Here is a 17,499-nt window from a genome sequence, read left to right as displayed (position 1 = left end):
GTTCGGTGTCGTTCGGTTGCGTGCCGCGGCCTGGAGCCCCCGGCCGCGTGCGGTCACCAGCGGTAGTGCGCGAACGCGCGGTTCGCCTCGGCCATCTTGTGGATGTCCTCGCGACGCTTGACCGCCGCACCGAGCCCGTTGGAGGCGTCGAGGATCTCGTTCATCAGGCGCTCGGTCATCGTCTTCTCACGGCGGGCGCGCGAGTAGTCGACGAGCCAGCGCAGCGCGAGGGTGGTCGAGCGCGAGGGACGCACCTCGACGGGGACCTGGTAGGTCGACCCGCCGACGCGGCGCGAACGCACCTCGAGGGACGGGCGCACGTTGTCGAGCGCCCGCTTGAGGACGGCCGTGGGGTCGCCCTCGGTCTTGCCGCGGACACCCTCGAGGGCGCCGTAGACGATGCGCTCGGCGGTGGACTTCTTGCCGTCGAGGAGCACACGGTTGACCAGCTGGGTCACCACGGTCGAGCCGTAGACCGGGTCCACGACGACGGGGCGCTTGGGGGCAGGGCCCTTGCGAGGCATTACTTCTTCTCCTTCTTGGCGCCGTAGCGGCTCCGGGCCTGCTTGCGGTTCTTCACGCCCTGCGTGTCGAGCGCGCCGCGCACGATCTTGTAGCGGACACCCGGCAGGTCCTTCACACGCCCCCCGCGCACGAGCACCATCGAGTGCTCCTGGAGGTTGTGCCCGACACCGGGGATGTAGGCGGTGACCTCGATGCCGCTCGAGAGACGGACGCGCGCCACCTTGCGCAGGGCCGAGTTCGGCTTCTTCGGGGTGGTGGTGTACACACGGGTGCACACACCACGACGCTGCGGGCTCCCCTTGAGGGCCGGCGTGCTCGAGGAGCTCGACTTGACCGACCGGCCCTTGCGGACCAGCTGCTGGATCGTGGGCACTACTTCTCCGTCTCGTTGCTGCAATCGGTTCGACTGCCTCGGGTCGATCTGTCGGTCGCTCCCCGCGCCCGGGCGCGTCGCACCTGTCGGTCCTCGTACGGCCCGATGGGCCGTGGATGACGTCTGGGGCGCCGTACCTGCGGATCGTCCGCCTCGGTCCACCGGAGGATCCGGGTACGTCAGGCGAGCGCACGGGAGCCCGATCGGTCCGGGCACCGCCGTCCAGAGTAGCCGTCGGCGGATTATGCCGTCAAAGGACCGCAAGGACCGAACGGGTGTGATGCACCACGTCGGTCCCGGGCCCCGGGGGCGCCGGCCCCGACGCGGGCGCGTCGGGGCCGGCGAGGTGCTGGCGACGGGGAGGCGTGCGCTCCCCCGCCGGGTCAGCGGAACTCGGGGTACGCCTCCCCGCCGTAGGCGGAGAAGTCGATGTCGTCCAGCAGCACGGGCTCGCCCGCACGGCTGCCGACGAAGTCGAGCTCGGAGTAGCCGAGCTCGGTGAAGGCCATCTGGCGGGCCTCCTCGGTCGGCTCCACGACGACGTCGTGGTAGCGCGGCAGCCCGGTCCCGGCGGGGATGAGCTTACCGAGGATGACGTTCTCCTTCAGGCCCAGCAGCGGGTCGCGGCGGCCGCTCATCGCGGCCTCCGTGAGCACCTTGGTCGTCTCCTGGAAGGAGGCGGCCGAGAGCCAGGAGTCGGTGGCCAGCGAGGCCTTGGTGATGCCCATGAGCTCGGGCCGGCCGGCCGCGGGCCTGCCGCCCTCGGAGACCACGCGACGGTTCTCGTCGTTGAACGCGGCCCGGTCGATGAGCTCACCGGGCAGCAGACGGGTCTCGCCGGAGTCGAGCACGGTCACGCGCCGCAGCATCTGCCGGACGATGACCTCGATGTGCTTGTCGTGGATGTCCACGCCCTGGCTGCGGTAGACCTCCTGCACCTGGGCGACCAGGTGCTCCTGGGTCCGACGCGGGCCGAGGATGCGCAGCACGGCCTTGGGGTCGACGTTGCCGGCCACGAGCTGGTCGCCGACGGCGATGTGCTGACCGTCCTCGACGAGCAGGCGCAGTCGCTTGGACACGGGGTAGACCGCATCGTCCTGGCCGTCGTCGCGGGTGACGCGGATCTCTCGACCCTTCTCGGTCTCCTCGACGGTCACGCGGCCAGCGGCCTCGGAGATCGGGGCCTCACCCTTGGGGGTACGGGCCTCGAAGAGCTCCTGGACACGCGGCAGACCCTGCGTGATGTCGTCGGCCGACGCCGCACCACCGGTGTGGAAGGTCCGCATCGTCAGCTGCGTGCCGGGCTCACCGATGGACTGGGCGGCGATGATGCCGACCGCCTCGCCGATGTCGACCAGCTTGCCGGTGGCCAGCGAACGGCCGTAGCACTTCTGGCAGGTACCGACGCGGGACTCGCAGGTGAGCACCGAGCGCACCTTGACCTCGGCGACGCCCGCGGCGACCAGCTGGCCGATGAGGACGTCACCGACGTCGTCGCCGGCGGAGGCCAGCACGGTGCCGTCGGCGTCGGTCACGTCGGCGGCCAGCGAGCGGGCGTAGGCGGAGGTCTCCACCGTCTCGGCCAGGACCAGGCCCTCGCCGGTGACGGAGGGCTCGCCGATGGTCACCGGCAGCCCGGCGCGGGTCCCGCAGTCGGCCTCGCGGACGATGACGTCCTGCGAGACGTCGACGAGACGACGCGTGAGGTAGCCGGAGTCCGCGGTCCGCAGCGCCGTGTCCGCCAGGCCCTTGCGGGCACCGTGGGTGGCGATGAAGTACTCCAGCACCGACAGGCCCTCGCGGTAGTTCGACTTGATCGGGCGCGGGATGATCTCGCCCTTCGGGTCGGCCACGAGACCACGCATACCGGCGATCTGGCGCACCTGCATCCAGTTACCACGGGCACCGGAGGACACCATGCGGAACACGGTGTTGTCCTTGGCGAAGTTCTCCCGCATGGCGTCGGCCACCGCGTCGGTCGCCTCGCCCCAGATGTCGATGAGCTCCTGGCGGCGCTCGTCGTCGGTGATCAGACCCAGGTCGAACTGGTCCTGGATGGCCTCGGCCTTGGCCTCGTGCTCCTCGAGGATGGTCGCCTTGACCTCGGGGGCCACGACGTCGGAGATCGCGATCGTCACGCCCGAGCGGGATGCCCAGCGGAAGCCGGCCTCCTTGAGCGCGTCGAGGCTGGCCGCGACGTCGACCTTGGGGTAGCGCTCGGCGAGGTCGTTGACGAGGCGGCCGAGCCGCTTCTTGTCCACGACCTCCTCGATGTACGGGTAGTCCGTCGGGAGCAGCTCGTTGAACAGGGTCCGGCCCAGCGTGGTCTCGAGGACCACCGGCTCGCCGGCGGCGGCCGCCTCGGCCTGCTCGTGCCCGGCGGGCAGGACCAGGTCGGTGAAGCGGATGCGCACCTTGGCGCCCAGGTCGAGCTCGCCGTTGTCCATCGCGAGGATGGCCTCGGCCACCGAGGAGAAGTACCGGCCGGCGCCGGCGCCCTCGTCGAGCTCGGTGGTGAGGTGGAACAGGCCGATGATCATGTCCTGGGAGGGCATGGTCACCGGACGGCCGTCCGAGGGCTTGAGGATGTTGTTGCTCGAGAGCATGAGGATGCGCGCCTCGGCCTGCGACTCGGCCGACAGCGGCAGGTGGACCGCCATCTGGTCGCCGTCGAAGTCGGCGTTGAACGCGCCGCAGACGAGCGGGTGCAGCTGGATGGCCTTGCCCTCGACCAGCTGGGGCTCGAAGGCCTGGATGCCCAGGCGGTGCAGGGTCGGTGCGCGGTTGAGCAGCACGGGGTGCTCACGGATGACCTCGTCGAGGACGTCCCACACCTGGGTGCGCTGACGCTCGACCATGCGCTTGGCCGCCTTGATGTTCTGCGCGTGGTTGAGCTCGACGAGCCGCTTCATGACGAAGGGCTTGAACAGCTCGAGCGCCATCTGCTTGGGCAGGCCGCACTGGTGCAGCTTGAGCGTCGGGCCGACGACGATGACGCTGCGGCCCGAGTAGTCGACGCGCTTGCCGAGCAGGTTCTGCCGGAACCGGCCCTGCTTGCCCTTGAGCATGTCGGAGATCGACTTCAGCGCCCGGTTGCCCGGCCCGGTGACGGGCCGGCCGCGGCGGCCGTTGTCGAACAGCGCGTCCACGGACTCCTGGAGCATCCGCTTCTCGTTGTTGACGATGATCTCGGGCGCGCCCAGGTCGAGCAGCCGCTTGAGGCGGTTGTTCCGGTTGATGACGCGCCGGTAGAGGTCGTTGAGGTCCGAGGTCGCGAAGCGGCCACCGTCGAGCTGCACCATCGGGCGCAGGTCCGGCGGGATGACCGGGACGCAGTCGAGGACCATGCCCAGCGGCGAGTTGCCGGTGGACAGGAAGGCGTTGACCACCTTGAGGCGCTTGAGCGCACGGGTCTTGCGCTGGCCGGTGCCGGTGGCGATGAGCTCGCGCAGCGCCTCGGCCTCGGCCTCGAGGTCGAAGGTCTCCAGGCGCTTCTGGATCGCCGTGGCGCCCATCGCACCCGTGAAGTAGATGCCGAACCGCGCGTTCATCTCGCGGTAGAGCGCCTCGTCGCCCTCGAGGTCGCCGACCTTGAGGTTCTTGAAGCGGTCCCAGACCTTCTCCAGGCGCTCGATCTCCTGGTCGCCCTTGCGCCGGATCTGGCCCGCCTCGCGCTCGCCGGACTTGCGCACCTTCTCGCGGGTGGCGGAATCGGCGTCGGCGGCCTCGAGCTCGGCGAGGTCGGCCTCGATCTTCTTCAGCCGGTTCTCGACGGCCAGGTCCCGGGCCTTGAGGAGCTCGTCCCGCTCCAGGTCGACCTCGTTCTGCAGGGTCGACAGGTCCTCGTGCCGGCCGTCCTCGTCGACCTCGGTGATCATGTAGGCCGCGAAGTAGATGACCTTCTCGAGGTCCTTCGGCGCCAGGTCGAGCAGGTAGCCCAGGCGCGAGGGGACGCCCTTGAAGTACCAGATGTGCGTGACCGGGGCGGCCAGCTCGATGTGGCCCATCCGCTCACGGCGGACCTTCGAGCGGGTCACCTCGACGCCGCAGCGCTCGCAGATGATGCCCTTGTAGCGCACGCGCTTGTACTTGCCGCAGTTGCACTCCCAGTCCCGGGTGGGACCGAAGATCTTCTCGCAGAACAGGCCGTCCTTCTCCGGCTTGAGCGTGCGGTAGTTGATCGTCTCCGGCTTCTTGACCTCGCCGTGCGACCACTCGCGCACATCGCCGGCGGTGGCCAGGGAGATGTGGAGCTGGTCAAACAGATTGACGTCGAGCAACGTGTCCTACTTCCTTCGTTTTCGCTCGTTCGGATGCCGCGTGCGGCGGGGTCAGAGCTCGTCGACGCTCGAGGCGTCGGGACGGCGGGACAGGTCGATGCCGAGCTCCTCGGCGGCGCGGTAGACCTCGTCGTCGGAGTCCTTGAGGTCGATGACCGTGCCGGAGGAGTCGAGCGCCTCGACGTTCAGGCACAGCGAGCGCATCTCCTGGATGAGCACCCGGAAGGACTCCGGGATGCCCGGCTCGGGGATGTTCTCGCCCTTGACGATGGCCTCGTAGACCTTGACGCGGCCGGTGACGTCGTCGGACTTGATCGTCAGCAGCTCCTGGAGGGCGTGCGCGGCGCCGTACGCCTCGAGCGCCCACACCTCCATCTCGCCGAACCGCTGGCCACCGAACTGCGCCTTACCACCCAGCGGCTGCTGCGTGATCATCGAGTACGGACCCGTCGAACGGGCGTGGATCTTGTCGTCGACCAGGTGGTGCAGCTTGAGCATGTACATGTAGCCGACCGAGATGGGCGACGGGAAGGGCTCGCCGGAGCGGCCGTCGAACAGCCGCGCCTTGCCGTCGGGGGCGACGAGCCGCTCGCCGTCCCGGTTGGGCAGGGTGTGGCCGAGGATGCCCTGGAGCTCGTCCTGCTGGAGACCGTCGAAGACCGGGGTGGCCACGGTCGAGCCGGCCGGCGCCTCGTGCACGTGCTCGGGCAGGTTCTTCGTCCACTCCTCCGCGGCCTTGACGGCCTCGCTGATGTCCCAGCCGTTGGCCGCGGCCCAGCCCAGGTGCAGCTCGAGGACCTGGCCGACGTTCATCCGGCCGGGCACACCCAGCGGGTTGAGGATGACGTCGACCGGCGTGCCGTCGGCCAGGAAGGGCATGTCCTCGACCGGGAGGATCTTGGAGATGACGCCCTTGTTGCCGTGCCGGCCGGCGAGCTTGTCGCCGTCGGTGATCTTGCGGCGCTGCGCGATGTAGACGCGCACCTGCTGCTTGACGCCCGGGGGTAGCTCGTCGTCGTCCTCGGTGAACTCGCGGACGCCGATGACGATGCCGGACTCGCCGTGGGGCACCTTGAGCGAGGTGTCGCGCACCTCGCGGGCCTTCTCGCCGAAGATCGCCCGCAGCAGCCGCTCCTCGGAGGTCAGCTCGGTCTCACCCTTGGGCGTGACCTTGCCGACGAGGACGTCGCCGGCGCTGACCTCGGCGCCGATGCGGATGATGCCGCGCTCGTCGAGGTCGGCGAGGATCTCCTCGGAGACGTTGGGCAGGTCGCGGGTGATCTCCTCCGCGCCGAGCTTGGTCTCGCGGGCGTCCACCTCGTGCTCCTCGATGTGGATCGAGGTGAGCATGTCGTCGGTGACGACACGCTGCGACATGATGATGGCGTCCTCGTAGTTGTAGCCCTCCCACGACATGAATGCGACGAGGAGGTTGCGCCCCAGCGCCAGCTCGCCCTCGTCGGTCGAGGGGCCGTCTGCCAGCACGGAGCCGACCTCGACGCGGTCACCCTCGTCGACCAGCACGCGCTGGTTGTAGGAGTTGCCCTGGTTGGAGCGGTTGAACTTCATCACCCGGTGGGTGTAGCTCGAACCCTCGTCGGAGAGCACCACGACGGCGTCGGCCGAGACCTCGGTGACCACACCGGCCACCTCGGAGGTGACGACGTCACCGGCGTCGACGGCCGCGCGCCGCTCCATGCCGGTCCCCACGAGCGGGGCCTCGGCGCGGATGAGCGGCACGGCCTGACGCTGCATGTTGGCGCCCATGAGGGCGCGGTTGGCGTCGTCGTGCTCGAGGAACGGGATCATCGCGGTACCGACGGAGACCATCTGGCGCGCGGAGACGTCCATGAACGCGATCTCGGTGGGCTCGACGAGCGCCGGCTCGCCGCCGGGGGTGCGGCACAGGACCCGCTCCTCGACGAACGTGCCGTCCTCGTTCAGCGGGGCCGAGGCCTGGGCGATGGTGTGCCGGTCCTCGTCGTCGGCCGTGACGTACTCGATCTCACCGGTGACCCGGCCGCCCTCGACCTTGCGGTAGGGGGTCTCGACGAAGCCGAAGGAGTTGATCCGCGCGAAGGTCGCGAGCGATCCGATGAGACCGATGTTGGGGCCCTCAGGGGTCTCGATCGGGCACATGCGGCCGTAGTGCGAGGGGTGGACGTCACGGACCTCCATGCCGGCGCGGTCACGGGACAGACCGCCCGGGCCCAGGGCCGACAGCCGCCGCTTGTGGGTCAGGCCCGAGAGCGGGTTGTTCTGGTCCATGAACTGCGAGAGCTGGCTGGTGCCGAAGAACTCCTTGATGGAGGCGACGACCGGCCGGATGTTGATGAGCGTCTGGGGCGTGATCGCCTCGACGTCCTGGGTGGTCATGCGCTCGCGCACGACGCGCTCCATCCGGGACAGGCCGGTGCGGACCTGGTTCTGGATGAGCTCGCCGACGGCGCGGATGCGCCGGTTGCCGAAGTGGTCGATGTCGTCGGTCTCGACGCGGACGTCGACCTTCTCGCCGTCGCGGGTGCCCGGGAGCACCTCCTCGCCCTTGTGCAGGGCGAGGATGAACCGGATGGTGGCGATGATGTCCTGCACGCGCAGCAGCGACTCGCCCGGCTCGGTGGTCATGCCGAGCTTCTTGTTCATCTTGTAGCGACCGACCTTGGCCAGGTCGTAGCGCTTGGCCGCGAAGTAGTAGGAGTCCAGCAGGTTGCGGCCGGCCTCGACCGTCGGCGGCTCGCCCGGACGGATCTTGCGGTAGATGTCCAGCAGGGCCTCGTCCTGCGTCTTGACCGTGTCCTTCTCCAGCGACTCGAGCAGGACCGGGTAGTCCTCGAAGTGGCCGCGGATCTCGGCCTCGGTCAGACCGAGGGCGCGCAGGAAGACGGTGACCGACTGCTTGCGCTTGCGGTCGATGCGCACGCCGATGGCGTCGCGCTTGTCGATCTCGAACTCGAGCCACGCGCCGCGCGAGGGGATGACCTTGGCGGTGAAGATGTCGCGGTCCGAGGTCTTGTCGGCGGTGCGCTCGAAGTACACGCCGGGCGAGCGCACGAGCTGGCTGACGACGACGCGCTCGGTCCCGTTGATGATGAACGTGCCGCGGTCGGTCATCAACGGGAAGTCACCCATGAACACGGTCTGCGACTTGATCTCGCCGGTCGTGTTGTTCATGAACTCCGCGACGACGAACAGCGGCGCCGCGTAGGTGAGGTCCTTCTCCTTGCACTCCTCGGCGGTGTGCTTGGCGGGCTCGAAGCGGTGGTCCCTGAAGGACAGCGACATCGACTCCGAGAAGTCCTCGATCGGGGAGATCTCCTCGAAGATCTCCTCCAGGCCCGAGATGGTGTGGGTCGACCCGTCAGGGTTGTCCTCGAGCCGGGCGCGCCACGCGTCGTTGCCCAGGAGCCAGTCGAAGCTCTCGGTCTGCAGGCCGAGCAGGTCGGGCGCCTGCATCGGCTCGTAGATCTTGGCGAACGACAGCCTGGGCGACGCGAGACGCTTCGCGACGAGGTCGGCGGACGGGGCGGCAGAGGTGCGCGAGGCAGCCAAAGGGGGTCCTTCCCTGCGGAGAGGTGTGCACGCGGCGGTTTGCCGGTCGTCTTCCCGCGCCCCCGGGAGAGGTGTCGCGCCTGGTGGCGCGGCTCGATGGCGGTCCGGACACGTCGGTGCCGGGATGGGCGGAGGCGGGGCAGGCGTCGGCTAACGCAAGTGTCCACCCTACACGGGCGTGCGCGCCCGGTCCAGACACGCGCCCGCAGGTGCTGGTGATCCCGGACTCACCGCGGTCAGCCCGTGAGACCCGGTGGAGCGTCGTCGATCCGCCGGACCGGCCCTCAGGCCGCGTCCAGTGTAGGGCACGTGCAGGCGCGGGTCACCCGTCCGGCGCACCGACCGCTCCCGGCGCGTCGGGCACCCGCCGCGACGACGGTGCGGCCTGCCCCGGGGCACGACGCCGGACCGGCCTGCCCCGGTACGACGACGGGCCGGCCTGCGCAGGCGCAACGGCGGAGCGCAGTCCGCCAGCACGACGTCGGAGCGCCCTCCCCCGGCACGACGACGGCCCGGGGCCGGGACCCGCGCTGGGTCCCGGTCCCGGGCCGGTGGATCGGTGCGCCCCCGTCAGGGGCGACGATCACTTGATGGTGACGGTGGCGCCGGCGGCCTCGACCTGCTCCTTGGCCTTGTCGGCGGCCTCCTTGTCGACACCCTCGAGGATGGCCTTCGGGGCGGCGTCGACCAGGTCCTTGGCCTCCTTGAGGCCGAGGGACGTGAGGGCGCGCACCTCCTTGATGACCGCAACCTTCTTGTCGCCGACCGACTCCAGGACGACGTCGAAGGAGTCCTGCTCCTCGGCGGCGGCCGGGGCGTCGCCGCCCGCGGCGGGGGCGGCACCGGCGACGGCGACCGGCGCGGCCGCGACGACGCCGAAGGTGTCCTCGAACTGCTTGACGAACTCGGAGAGCTCGATGAGCGTGAGCTCCTTGAACGCCTCGATGAGCTCGTCGGTGGTGAGCTTGGCCATGGTGGCTTTCCTTCCGTATGGGTCCTGCTACGCGAGCAGAGGGGGTGGGTAGTGCCGCGGCCCGGTCAGGCCTCGGCGGCTGCCTGCTTCTCGCGCAGGGCGTCGATGGTGCGGGCGGCCTCGGTGGCCGGCGCGGTGAACATGTAGGCCGCCTGGAACAGCGCGGCGGTGAGGGCACCGGCCGCCTTGCCCAGGAGCACCTCGCGGGACTCGAGGTTCGCGAGCTTCTTGACGTCGTCCGCCGAGAGCTCGTTGCCGTCGAGGACACCGCCCTTGAGGACGAGCTGCTCGTTCTCCTTGGCGAAGTCGTTGAGCGCCTTGGCGGCCTCCGACACCTCGCCGGTGACGAACGTGATCGCCGTCGGGCCCGTGAGGGTCTCACGCGCGATCTCGACGCCGGCACGCTCCGCCGCGATGGCCGCGAGCGTGTTCTTCGCGACCACGTAACGACCGGAGCCGGCCAGCGAGCGGCGCAGCTCCCCCAGCTGGGTGACGCTCAGGCCGCGGTACTCGGTGAGCAGCACCGCCTGCGCCTCGCGGAAGCCCTGTTCGAGCTCGGCGATGGCCTCGGTCTTGTCTGGCCGTGCCATGAGCCCTCCTTCCGATGTGGGACCGACGGTGTCCGCACATGAGGAAAGCCCCGCGCAGACGGCACGGGGCTTGCGCATCGCGAGGATGCGAGGCTTCGTAGCACGCCTGCGCCGGCTCCACCTGCGTGGACTTCGATCCGGGGCGGGTGCCCCGCATGACCGACGGTCTTTGGCAGGGTCCATCGTAGCGGTGCCCGCGCCGCGCGGTACCCCCCGGCCGGCGTGTGCCTGCTCACCCCGCCGGGTCCTCCGCCGTCGTCGGGGCCGGTACCCGGCTGGCCGTCGAGCGGGCGGTTCGCCGGAGACGTCGCCCACCTCGCCACCTGTCAACCGGCAGATCCACCTCTCAACCGTCAGTGCGTGCTGAAAAGTCACCTCAGCCGTTGAGAGGTCGGGAGTGGCCGGCCGGGAGTGGCCGGTCGGGAGCGGCCGGCCGGGAGCGGCCGGTCGCGAGTGGCCGGCCGGGAGCGGCTGGTACGCAAGCAGCCCCACCGCCCCTCCCCCTGCACGACGGCGAGGGCCCGGCCACCCTCGCGGGTCGGCCGGGCCCTCGTCGAAACAACGTCCAGTCAGTGCTGGACGGAGGTCAGGAGGCGTCCTCGGTGGTGAGGTTGCGCGTCTTGGTGGCGTCGAGCGGGATGCCCGGGCCCATCGTCGTGCTCATCGTCGCCCGGGTGATGTAGCGGCCCTTCGAGCTGGAGGGCTTGAGCCGCAGGATCTCCTCCTGCGCCGCGGCGTAGTTCTCCACCAGGCGGGTCTCGTCGAAGGAGGCCTTGCCGATGACGAAGTGCAGGTTGGCGTGCTTGTCGACGCGGAACTCGATCCGCCCGCCCTTGATGTCGGACACCGCCTTGGCGACGTCCATGGTCACCGTGCCGGTCTTCGGGTTGGGCATGAGGCCACGGGGACCGAGCACGCGGCCGAGGCGGCCGACCTTGCCCATGAGGTCCGGGGTGGCGATGGCCGAGTCGAAGTCGGTGTAGCCGCCCGCGACCTTCTCGATGAGCTCGTCGCCGCCGACCTCGTCGGCACCCGCGTCGATCGCCTGCTGCGCACGGTCGCCGACGGCGAAGACCAGGACCCGGGCGGTCTTGCCGGTTCCGTGCGGGAGGTTGACGGTGCCGCGGACCATCTGGTCCGCCTTGCGGGGGTCGACGCCGAGGCGGAAGACGACCTCGACGGTCTGGTCGAACTTTGTGCCGGCGTTCTCCTTGGCCAGGCGGACGGCGGCGAGGGGGGCGTAGAGCTCCCCGTCGTGGATCTTCTCGGCGGCCTTGCGGTAGGCCTTGCTGCGCGTGGTCATTCTGCTTCTCCTGTGTCTGTGACGGAGCAGTCGTGGTCGTCGGGCCCGCGCCGGGCCCTGCCACTGCGCCGCGGCTGCGGCGCCTGCGGGGTCAGCCGTCGACGGTGATCCCCATGGAGCGGGCGGTGCCCGCGATGATCTTCTCTGCGGCCTCGATGTCGTTCGAGTTGAGGTCCTCGGCCTTGGTCCGGGCGATCTCCTGGACCTGCTCGCGGGTGATCGAGGCGACCTTGTCGGTGTGCGGGGTCGAGGACCCCTTCTGCACACCGGCGGCCTTCTTGATGAGCTCGGCGGCCGGCGGCGTCTTCGTGATGAACGTGAACGAGCGGTCCTCGTACACGGTGATCTCGACGGGCACGACGTTGCCACGCTGCGACTCGGTCGCGGCGTTGTACGCCTTGCAGAACTCCATGATGTTGACGCCGTGCTGGCCCAGCGCGGGACCGATCGGCGGTGCGGGGGTGGCTGCTCCGGCCTGGATCTGGAGCTTGATGTAGCCGGAGACCTTCTTCTTGGGAGGCATTCGGGTCCTTTACCTGTTCTGTCGGTGCCCGCGGCGGCGACCACGGGCGGCTCTCTCAGGGCTTGGCGACCTGGGAGAAGGAGAGCTCGACCGGGGTCTCCCGGCCGAAGATGCTGACGAGCACCTGCAGCTTGCGGCTCTCCACGTGGATCTCGGAGATGGTCGCGGGCATGGTCTCGAAGGGGCCGTCGGTGACGGTGACCGACTCCCCGACCTCGAAGTCGACGACGACGGGGCGCTGCTCGCCACCGGTCTCGACCGCCTCGCCGCCGGCCTCGACCTGGCCGGGCGCCTCGGCGAACGAGACGTTGAGCATGGAGATGGCCTCGTCGAGCGAGAGCGGCATCGGGTTGTGGGCGTTACCCACGAACCCGACGACGCCGGGCGTGTGCCGGACGACGCCCCAGGACTCGTCGGTCATCTCCATGCGCACCAGCGTGTAACCGGGGATGCGCACGCGGTTGACCAGCTTGCGCTGGGTGTTCTTGATCTCGACGACCTCTTCCATCGGCACCTCGACCTGGAAGATGTGGTCCTCCATGTTCTGGGTCGTGATGCGGTGCTCGAGGTTGGCCTTCACGCGCTTCTCGAAGCCCGCGTAGGTGTTGACGACGTACCAGTCGCCGGGGAGCATCCGCATCTCGAGCCGGTAGGCCGCCTCGGGGTCGAGCTCCTCGGCGGCGTCGTCGCCGGTCTCGGCCGGCGCGGGCGCCTGGTCCTCGCCGTCGGCCGCGGGGTCCTGCCCGGCGTCGGCCGCGGCCTCGTCGGCAGCTGGCTCGGCGGTGTCGCCATCGCCGGCGCCGTCCGCGGCGGTGTCCGCCTCGGCGCTGGGGTCGACCTCGAGCGGGGTCGACCCGTCAGCCGCGGCGTCGCCGCCGAGGTCGTCGGTCGACGTGGTGTCGTCGCCGCTGAAGTCCACAGACACGAGGGAACATCCTCCTTGGATGCGTCGGACGCGCGACCGGACGGTCACGCGTGGTCATGGCCCGGGGGCCGTGGGTCGGCTCAGCCGAACGTCCACAGGGCGAGCTGACCGAAGACGAGGTCGAGCACCCCGACGATCGCCATCATCACCAGCACGAAGATGACGACGACGAAGAAGTACGTGATGAGCTCGCGCCGCGTGGGGCGGACGACCTTGCGGATCTCCGCGAAGACCTGCCGGAAGAACCGTGCGATCCGTGCGAACAGGCCGCGCCGGGGCTCGGCGTCGGACCTGTGCCCAGAGCCGCCGCCGGCGGCCGTCGTCTCACTCACGTCAGCCCAGTCCCTCATCGTCTCGCCGTCACACCCGCACCCGGCACGGGTCACGGGCACGCCCACCGTGGTGGACCGGCCCGACGGCGGTGCTGCGTGCCGTCAGGTGCAGGGCAGGAGGGACTCGAACCCTCAACCGCCGGTTTTGGAGACCGGTGCGCTGCCAATTGCGCCACTGCCCTTCGGCGGGGACCCGCCCCGTGCGGGCACGGGGAAGTCTGCGGTTCGCACCGCCGATGGACCATAGTACGCACCGCGAGGGACCCGGTCGACCGAGGTGCCGAAGGTCACGCGTCACACCTGCGCCGACGGACCCCCGCGACCTCCCGTCCGCGTCGTGCGACCATGGTCTGCGTGAGCGAGTCCACTGCCTCCCGTCCCCGCATCTCCGCCCGTCTGGCCGGCATCGCCGAGTCCGCGACCCTGGCCGTCGACGCCAAGGCGAAGGCGCTCAAGGCCGCCGGCCGCCCGGTCATCGGCCTCGGCGCCGGCGAGCCCGACTTCCCGACGCCGTCCTACATCGTCGACGCCGCCGTCGCCGCCGCCCAGGACCCGGTCAACCACCGCTACTCCCCTGCGGGCGGCCTGCCGGTCCTCAAGGAGGCGATCGCGGCCAAGACGCTGCGCGACTCCGGCTACGAGATCTCCCCCGCCGACGTCCTGGTGACCAACGGCGGCAAGCAGGCCGTGTTCCAGGCCTTCGCCGCGATCCTCGACCCGGGCGACGAGGTGCTGCTGCCCGCCCCGTACTGGACCACCTACCCCGAGGCCATCTCGCTGGCCGGGGGTGTGGGCGTACCGGTCTTCGCCGGCGCCGAGCGCGGCTACAAGGTCGACGTCGATCTGCTCGAGGCGGCCGTCTCGTCCCGTACGAAGGTCCTCGTGCTGTGCTCGCCGTCGAACCCGACCGGCGCCGTCTACACCCCCGAGGAGACCGAGCGGATCGGCCGCTGGGCCCTCGAGCGCGGCATCTGGGTGATCACCGACGAGATCTACGAGCACCTGGTCTACGGCGACGCCACCTTCACCCCGGTCCTGAAGGTGGTCCCCGAGCTGGCCGACCGCACCATCGTGCTCAACGGCGTGGCCAAGACCTACGCGATGACCGGCTGGCGGGTGGGCTGGCTGGTCGGCCCCTCCGACGTGGTCAAGGCGGCGACGAACTTCCAGTCCCACCTCACCTCGAACGTCGCCAACGTCTCCCAGCGGGCCGCGCTCGCCGCGGTGTCCGGGGACCTGACCGCGGTCGAGGAGATGCGCAGTGCCTTCGACCGGCGTCGCCGGCTCGTGGTCGACCTGCTGCGGGCGATCGACGGCGTCGAGGTGCCCGAGCCGCAGGGCGCGTTCTACGTCTACCCCTCGGTCGAGGGCGTGCTGGGCCGCGAGATCCGCGGGCAGGTGCCCACCACGTCGGCCGAGCTGGCCGCGCTCATCCTCGAGGAGGTCGAGGTCGCCGTGGTCCCGGGCGAGGCGTTCGGCCCCTCGGGCTTCCTGCGGCTGAGCTACGCGACCTCCGACGAGAACCTCACCGAGGCCGTCGGCCGCATCGCCGAGCTCCTCTCCTGAGCCCAGCGCCGGTCCCCCGGCGCGCGAGCTGCACCGACGGCCCGGTGCGCGCCCCGAGCGGGTGCGCACCGGGCCGTCGGCGTCCGTGACGGGGATGGGAAGGGACCCGTGCCGTTCTCATCTCGGCTTCATCCCGGCGCCGGAGACTAGGTTGAGGCAGGCGGACCCGTCCCGAGGAGAGGTGTGCGATGAGCGGACGTGACGGCCGGGCCGTGGCGCCGACACGCACGCCCGGACGCGACGCGGCGCCCTCGGCCCCCACCCCGCCGGCCGCGGGCCGCACCGCGGGCGCCGGCACCACCACCGGCTCCGGCACCGCGACCGGCAGCGCCGAGGTCCCCCTGGCCGCCGAGCGGCCCTGGTACCGGCGCACCACCGTGCGCGGCACGATCCTGCGCACCGTGGTCCTGCTCACCGCCGCCACGCTGCTGCTGGTCATGGGCACGGCCGTGTGGCTCGAGCGCGGCCGGGTGCTGGACTCCGTCGAGCAGACGCTGCAGCGCACGACCGAGGAGATGTCCCAGATCCTCACCGACCCGACCGCGGTGGACGCCGACGACGGCATCTCCGAGGCCGTGTGGACGGCGATGGCCTCCGAGATCCCCGACGACAACGAGGGTGCCCTGGGCTACGTGGGCACCACGCCGCGCTGGTGGCAGCCCGGCGGGCTGGACATGCGCTCCGACCCCGAGCTCATCGCCGCGCTGACCAGCGCCGTCGAGCGCGGCCAGGGCACGATCAGCACGGTGACCACCGCACGGTCGACCTACCGCTTCGCCATGCTGCCGGTCGCGGTCGAGCCCACCGGTCCGCCCCTGGGACCCCTGGGCAGCCCGCCGACCGAGGGTGCCATCGTCATCGCCTTCGACACCGACGCCGAGCTCGCCCCGGTGTGGGCCTCCGCCCGGACCTACCTGCTGGTCTCGCTGGCGTCGATGCTGGTGGTCGGCATCGTGGCCTGGGTGGTCTCCGGTCGCCTGCTGGCCCCGTTGCGCGAGCTGCGCACCACGGCCGAGCGGATCACCGAGACCGACCTATCGGGCCGGATCGAGGCCCACGGGTCCGACGACGTCGCCGACCTCACCCGGACCGTCAACGCCATGCTCGCCCGCCTCGAGGCCTCGTTCCTCTCGCAGCGCCAGCTCCTCGACGACGCCGGCCACGAGCTGCGCACGCCCATCACCATCGTGCGCGGTCACCTCGAGCTGATGAACCCCGACGACGCCGACGACGCCCGCCAGACCCGGGAGCTGACGATCTCCGAGCTGGACCGGATGCACCGGCTCGCCGACGACCTGGTCATGCTCGCCAAGGCCGACGGGCCCGCCTTCGTCCAGCCCGCCCCCACCGACCTCGGGCCCGTGCTGGACAACGTGCTCGACCAGGTGCGCCAGCTCGGCGACCGGCGCTTCGTCGTCGACGCCCGGCTCGAGGCCGAGGCGGTGGTCGACGGTCAGCGGATCACCCAGGCCCTCATCCAGCTCGCCGCCAACGCCGTGAAGTTCTCCGAGCCAGGCACGACCGTGGCGCTCGGCTCGGCCACCGACGAGGGGCGCCTGCTCCTGTGGGTCCGCGACGAGGGCCGGGGCATCGCCGAGGAGGACACCCGGCGGATCTTCGAGCGGTTCGCCCGCTCCTACGGCCCCGGCCAGCAGCGCACCGAGGGCAGCGGTCTGGGTCTGGCCATCGTCCAGGCCATCGCCGAGGCGCACGGCGGCACGGTGGACGTCGACTCGGTCCTCGGGGCCGGCTCGACCTTCGTCCTCGACCTGCCGGCCCGCGACCTCGAGCTCGACGACGACCTCGACCTCGACGCCCCGGGCGGCGAGACCGACGACGACATCCCGGCCGCGGGGCCGGGCCGACGAGAGGCAGGGAACGGGTAGTGGCACAGATCCTCATCATCGAGGACGAGGTGGGTATCGCCTCGTTCGTCACCAAGGGCCTGACCGCGGCCGGCCACCAGCCCACCGCCGTGACCACCGGCAAGGACGGGCTCAACCACGCCCGCACGGGCGGGTACGACATCGTCATCCTCGACGTCGGCCTGCCGGACATCGACGGGTTCGAGGTCCTGGAGACCCTGCGCGGCGAGGGGCACACCGTCCCGGTCATCATGCTCACCGCCCGGACCTCCGTCGACGACACCGTCACGGGGCTGGAGTCGGGGGCGGACGACTACATGCCCAAGCCGTTCCGCTTCGAGGAGCTCCTGGCCCGCGTGCGGCTGCGGCTCCGCTCGGCGCAGCCCGCCCAGGCCGGCGCCGACCCGACGCTGCTGCAGGTCGACGACCTGTCCCTGGACGTGCGCACCCGGCAGGCGACGGTCGCCGGCCGCACGGTCGACCTCTCCGCGCGGGAGTTCGCCCTGCTGGAGACCTTCATGCTGCACCCGGGGCAGGTGCTCTCGCGCGAGCAGATCCTCTCGCGGGTGTGGGGCTACGACTTCGACCCCGGGTCGAACGTGGTCGACGTCTACGTGCGCTACCTGCGCAAGAAGATCGGTGCGGAGCGCATCGCGACCGTGCCGCGGATGGGCTACCGGCTCGTCGCCCGCTGA

At 70.7% G+C, this 17,499-nt stretch carries 13 protein-coding genes and 1 tRNA gene; 3 read left to right on the top strand and 11 right to left on the bottom strand.

The genetic code is table 11. The annotated features are described in order from the left end of the window. Positions 1–53: 53 nt before the first annotated feature. The 11 genes from rpsG to AC3D3D_RS12290 form a co-directional block, all read right to left on the bottom strand. Complete coding sequence (rpsG, locus tag AC3D3D_RS12340; RefSeq protein WP_463661693.1) at positions 54–524, bottom strand: 30S ribosomal protein S7; 471 nt, start codon at positions 522–524, stop codon at positions 54–56. Next, the gene (gene rpsL, locus AC3D3D_RS12335; RefSeq protein WP_425708342.1) at positions 524–898 is read right to left on the bottom strand and encodes a 30S ribosomal protein S12; all 375 of its coding nucleotides are present in this window, start codon (positions 896–898) and stop codon (positions 524–526) included. The genes rpsG and rpsL overlap by 1 nt, the downstream gene beginning before the upstream one ends. A 383-nt stretch (positions 899–1,281) precedes the next feature. Beyond that, the gene (locus AC3D3D_RS12330) at positions 1,282–5,178 is read right to left on the bottom strand and encodes a DNA-directed RNA polymerase subunit beta' (RefSeq protein ID WP_463661694.1); all 3,897 of its coding nucleotides are present in this window, start codon (positions 5,176–5,178) and stop codon (positions 1,282–1,284) included. Positions 5,179–5,229: 51 nt separating this feature from the next. Next, a complete protein-coding gene (gene rpoB / locus AC3D3D_RS12325) occupies positions 5,230–8,727 on the bottom strand; it encodes a DNA-directed RNA polymerase subunit beta (RefSeq protein WP_463661695.1) in 3,498 nt (1,165 codons plus the stop codon). Positions 8,728–9,310: 583 nt separating this feature from the next. Beyond that, on the bottom strand, positions 9,311–9,700 hold the full coding sequence (gene rplL, locus AC3D3D_RS12320; protein ID WP_463661696.1) for a 50S ribosomal protein L7/L12: 390 nt from the start codon (positions 9,698–9,700) through the stop codon (positions 9,311–9,313). Between the two features lie 65 nt (positions 9,701–9,765). Continuing rightward, on the bottom strand, positions 9,766–10,290 hold the full coding sequence (rplJ, locus tag AC3D3D_RS12315) for a 50S ribosomal protein L10 (RefSeq protein WP_463661697.1): 525 nt from the start codon (positions 10,288–10,290) through the stop codon (positions 9,766–9,768). Positions 10,291–10,876: 586 nt separating this feature from the next. Continuing rightward, positions 10,877–11,593: a 50S ribosomal protein L1 gene (gene rplA, locus AC3D3D_RS12310; protein ID WP_463661698.1), complete on the bottom strand. Its 717-nt coding sequence runs from the start codon at positions 11,591–11,593 to the stop codon at positions 10,877–10,879. A 91-nt stretch (positions 11,594–11,684) separates the two neighbouring features. Beyond that, positions 11,685–12,116 (bottom strand): 50S ribosomal protein L11, encoded by a 432-nt coding sequence (rplK, locus tag AC3D3D_RS12305; RefSeq protein WP_463661699.1) that lies wholly within the window; start codon positions 12,114–12,116, stop codon positions 11,685–11,687. Between the two features lie 55 nt (positions 12,117–12,171). Next, positions 12,172–13,041, bottom strand: coding sequence for a transcription termination/antitermination protein NusG (gene nusG, locus AC3D3D_RS12300; RefSeq protein ID WP_463661700.1), 870 nt, complete (start codon positions 13,039–13,041; stop codon positions 12,172–12,174). An 80-nt stretch (positions 13,042–13,121) separates the two neighbouring features. After that, positions 13,122–13,373, bottom strand: coding sequence for a preprotein translocase subunit SecE (secE, locus tag AC3D3D_RS12295; protein WP_463661701.1), 252 nt, complete (start codon positions 13,371–13,373; stop codon positions 13,122–13,124). A gap of 109 nt (positions 13,374–13,482) precedes the next feature. Then, positions 13,483–13,555 (bottom strand) — tRNA-Trp (locus AC3D3D_RS12290). A 163-nt stretch (positions 13,556–13,718) separates the two neighbouring features. Here AC3D3D_RS12290 and AC3D3D_RS12285 point away from each other — a divergent pair. The 3 genes from AC3D3D_RS12285 (at position 13,719) to AC3D3D_RS12275 (ending at position 17,499) form a co-directional block, all read left to right on the top strand. Further along, on the top strand, positions 13,719–14,939 hold the full coding sequence (locus AC3D3D_RS12285) for a pyridoxal phosphate-dependent aminotransferase (protein WP_463661702.1): 1,221 nt from the start codon (positions 13,719–13,721) through the stop codon (positions 14,937–14,939). A gap of 188 nt (positions 14,940–15,127) precedes the next feature. Further along, positions 15,128–16,825 (top strand): sensor histidine kinase, encoded by a 1,698-nt coding sequence (locus AC3D3D_RS12280; protein ID WP_463661703.1) that lies wholly within the window; start codon positions 15,128–15,130, stop codon positions 16,823–16,825. Beyond that, positions 16,825–17,499 (top strand): response regulator transcription factor, encoded by a 675-nt coding sequence (locus AC3D3D_RS12275; protein ID WP_463661704.1) that lies wholly within the window; start codon positions 16,825–16,827, stop codon positions 17,497–17,499. Before AC3D3D_RS12280 ends, AC3D3D_RS12275 begins: the two co-directional genes overlap by 1 nt.

This window comes from Georgenia sp. X1117 (assembly GCF_057784635.1).
Note: the sequence above shows the minus strand (reverse complement) of the source record. Positions and strands in the feature narration are given on the sequence as shown.

What these genes read in the sequence shown, in the direction of transcription:
- rpsG (WP_463661693.1), bottom strand. Translation starts at nt 524, where the DNA reads ATGCCTCGCAAGGGCCCTGCCCCCAAGCGCCCCGTCGTCGTGGACCCG.
- rplL (WP_463661696.1), bottom strand. Translation starts at nt 9,700, where the DNA reads ATGGCCAAGCTCACCACCGACGAGCTCATCGAGGCGTTCAAGGAGCTC.
- rplJ (WP_463661697.1), bottom strand. Translation starts at nt 10,290, where the DNA reads ATGGCACGGCCAGACAAGACCGAGGCCATCGCCGAGCTCGAACAGGGC.
- rplA (WP_463661698.1), bottom strand. Translation starts at nt 11,593, where the DNA reads ATGACCACGCGCAGCAAGGCCTACCGCAAGGCCGCCGAGAAGATCCAC.
- rplK (WP_463661699.1), bottom strand. Translation starts at nt 12,116, where the DNA reads ATGCCTCCCAAGAAGAAGGTCTCCGGCTACATCAAGCTCCAGATCCAG.
- AC3D3D_RS12285 (WP_463661702.1), top strand. Translation starts at nt 13,719, where the DNA reads ATGGTCTGCGTGAGCGAGTCCACTGCCTCCCGTCCCCGCATCTCCGCC.
- AC3D3D_RS12280 (WP_463661703.1), top strand. Translation starts at nt 15,128, where the DNA reads ATGAGCGGACGTGACGGCCGGGCCGTGGCGCCGACACGCACGCCCGGA.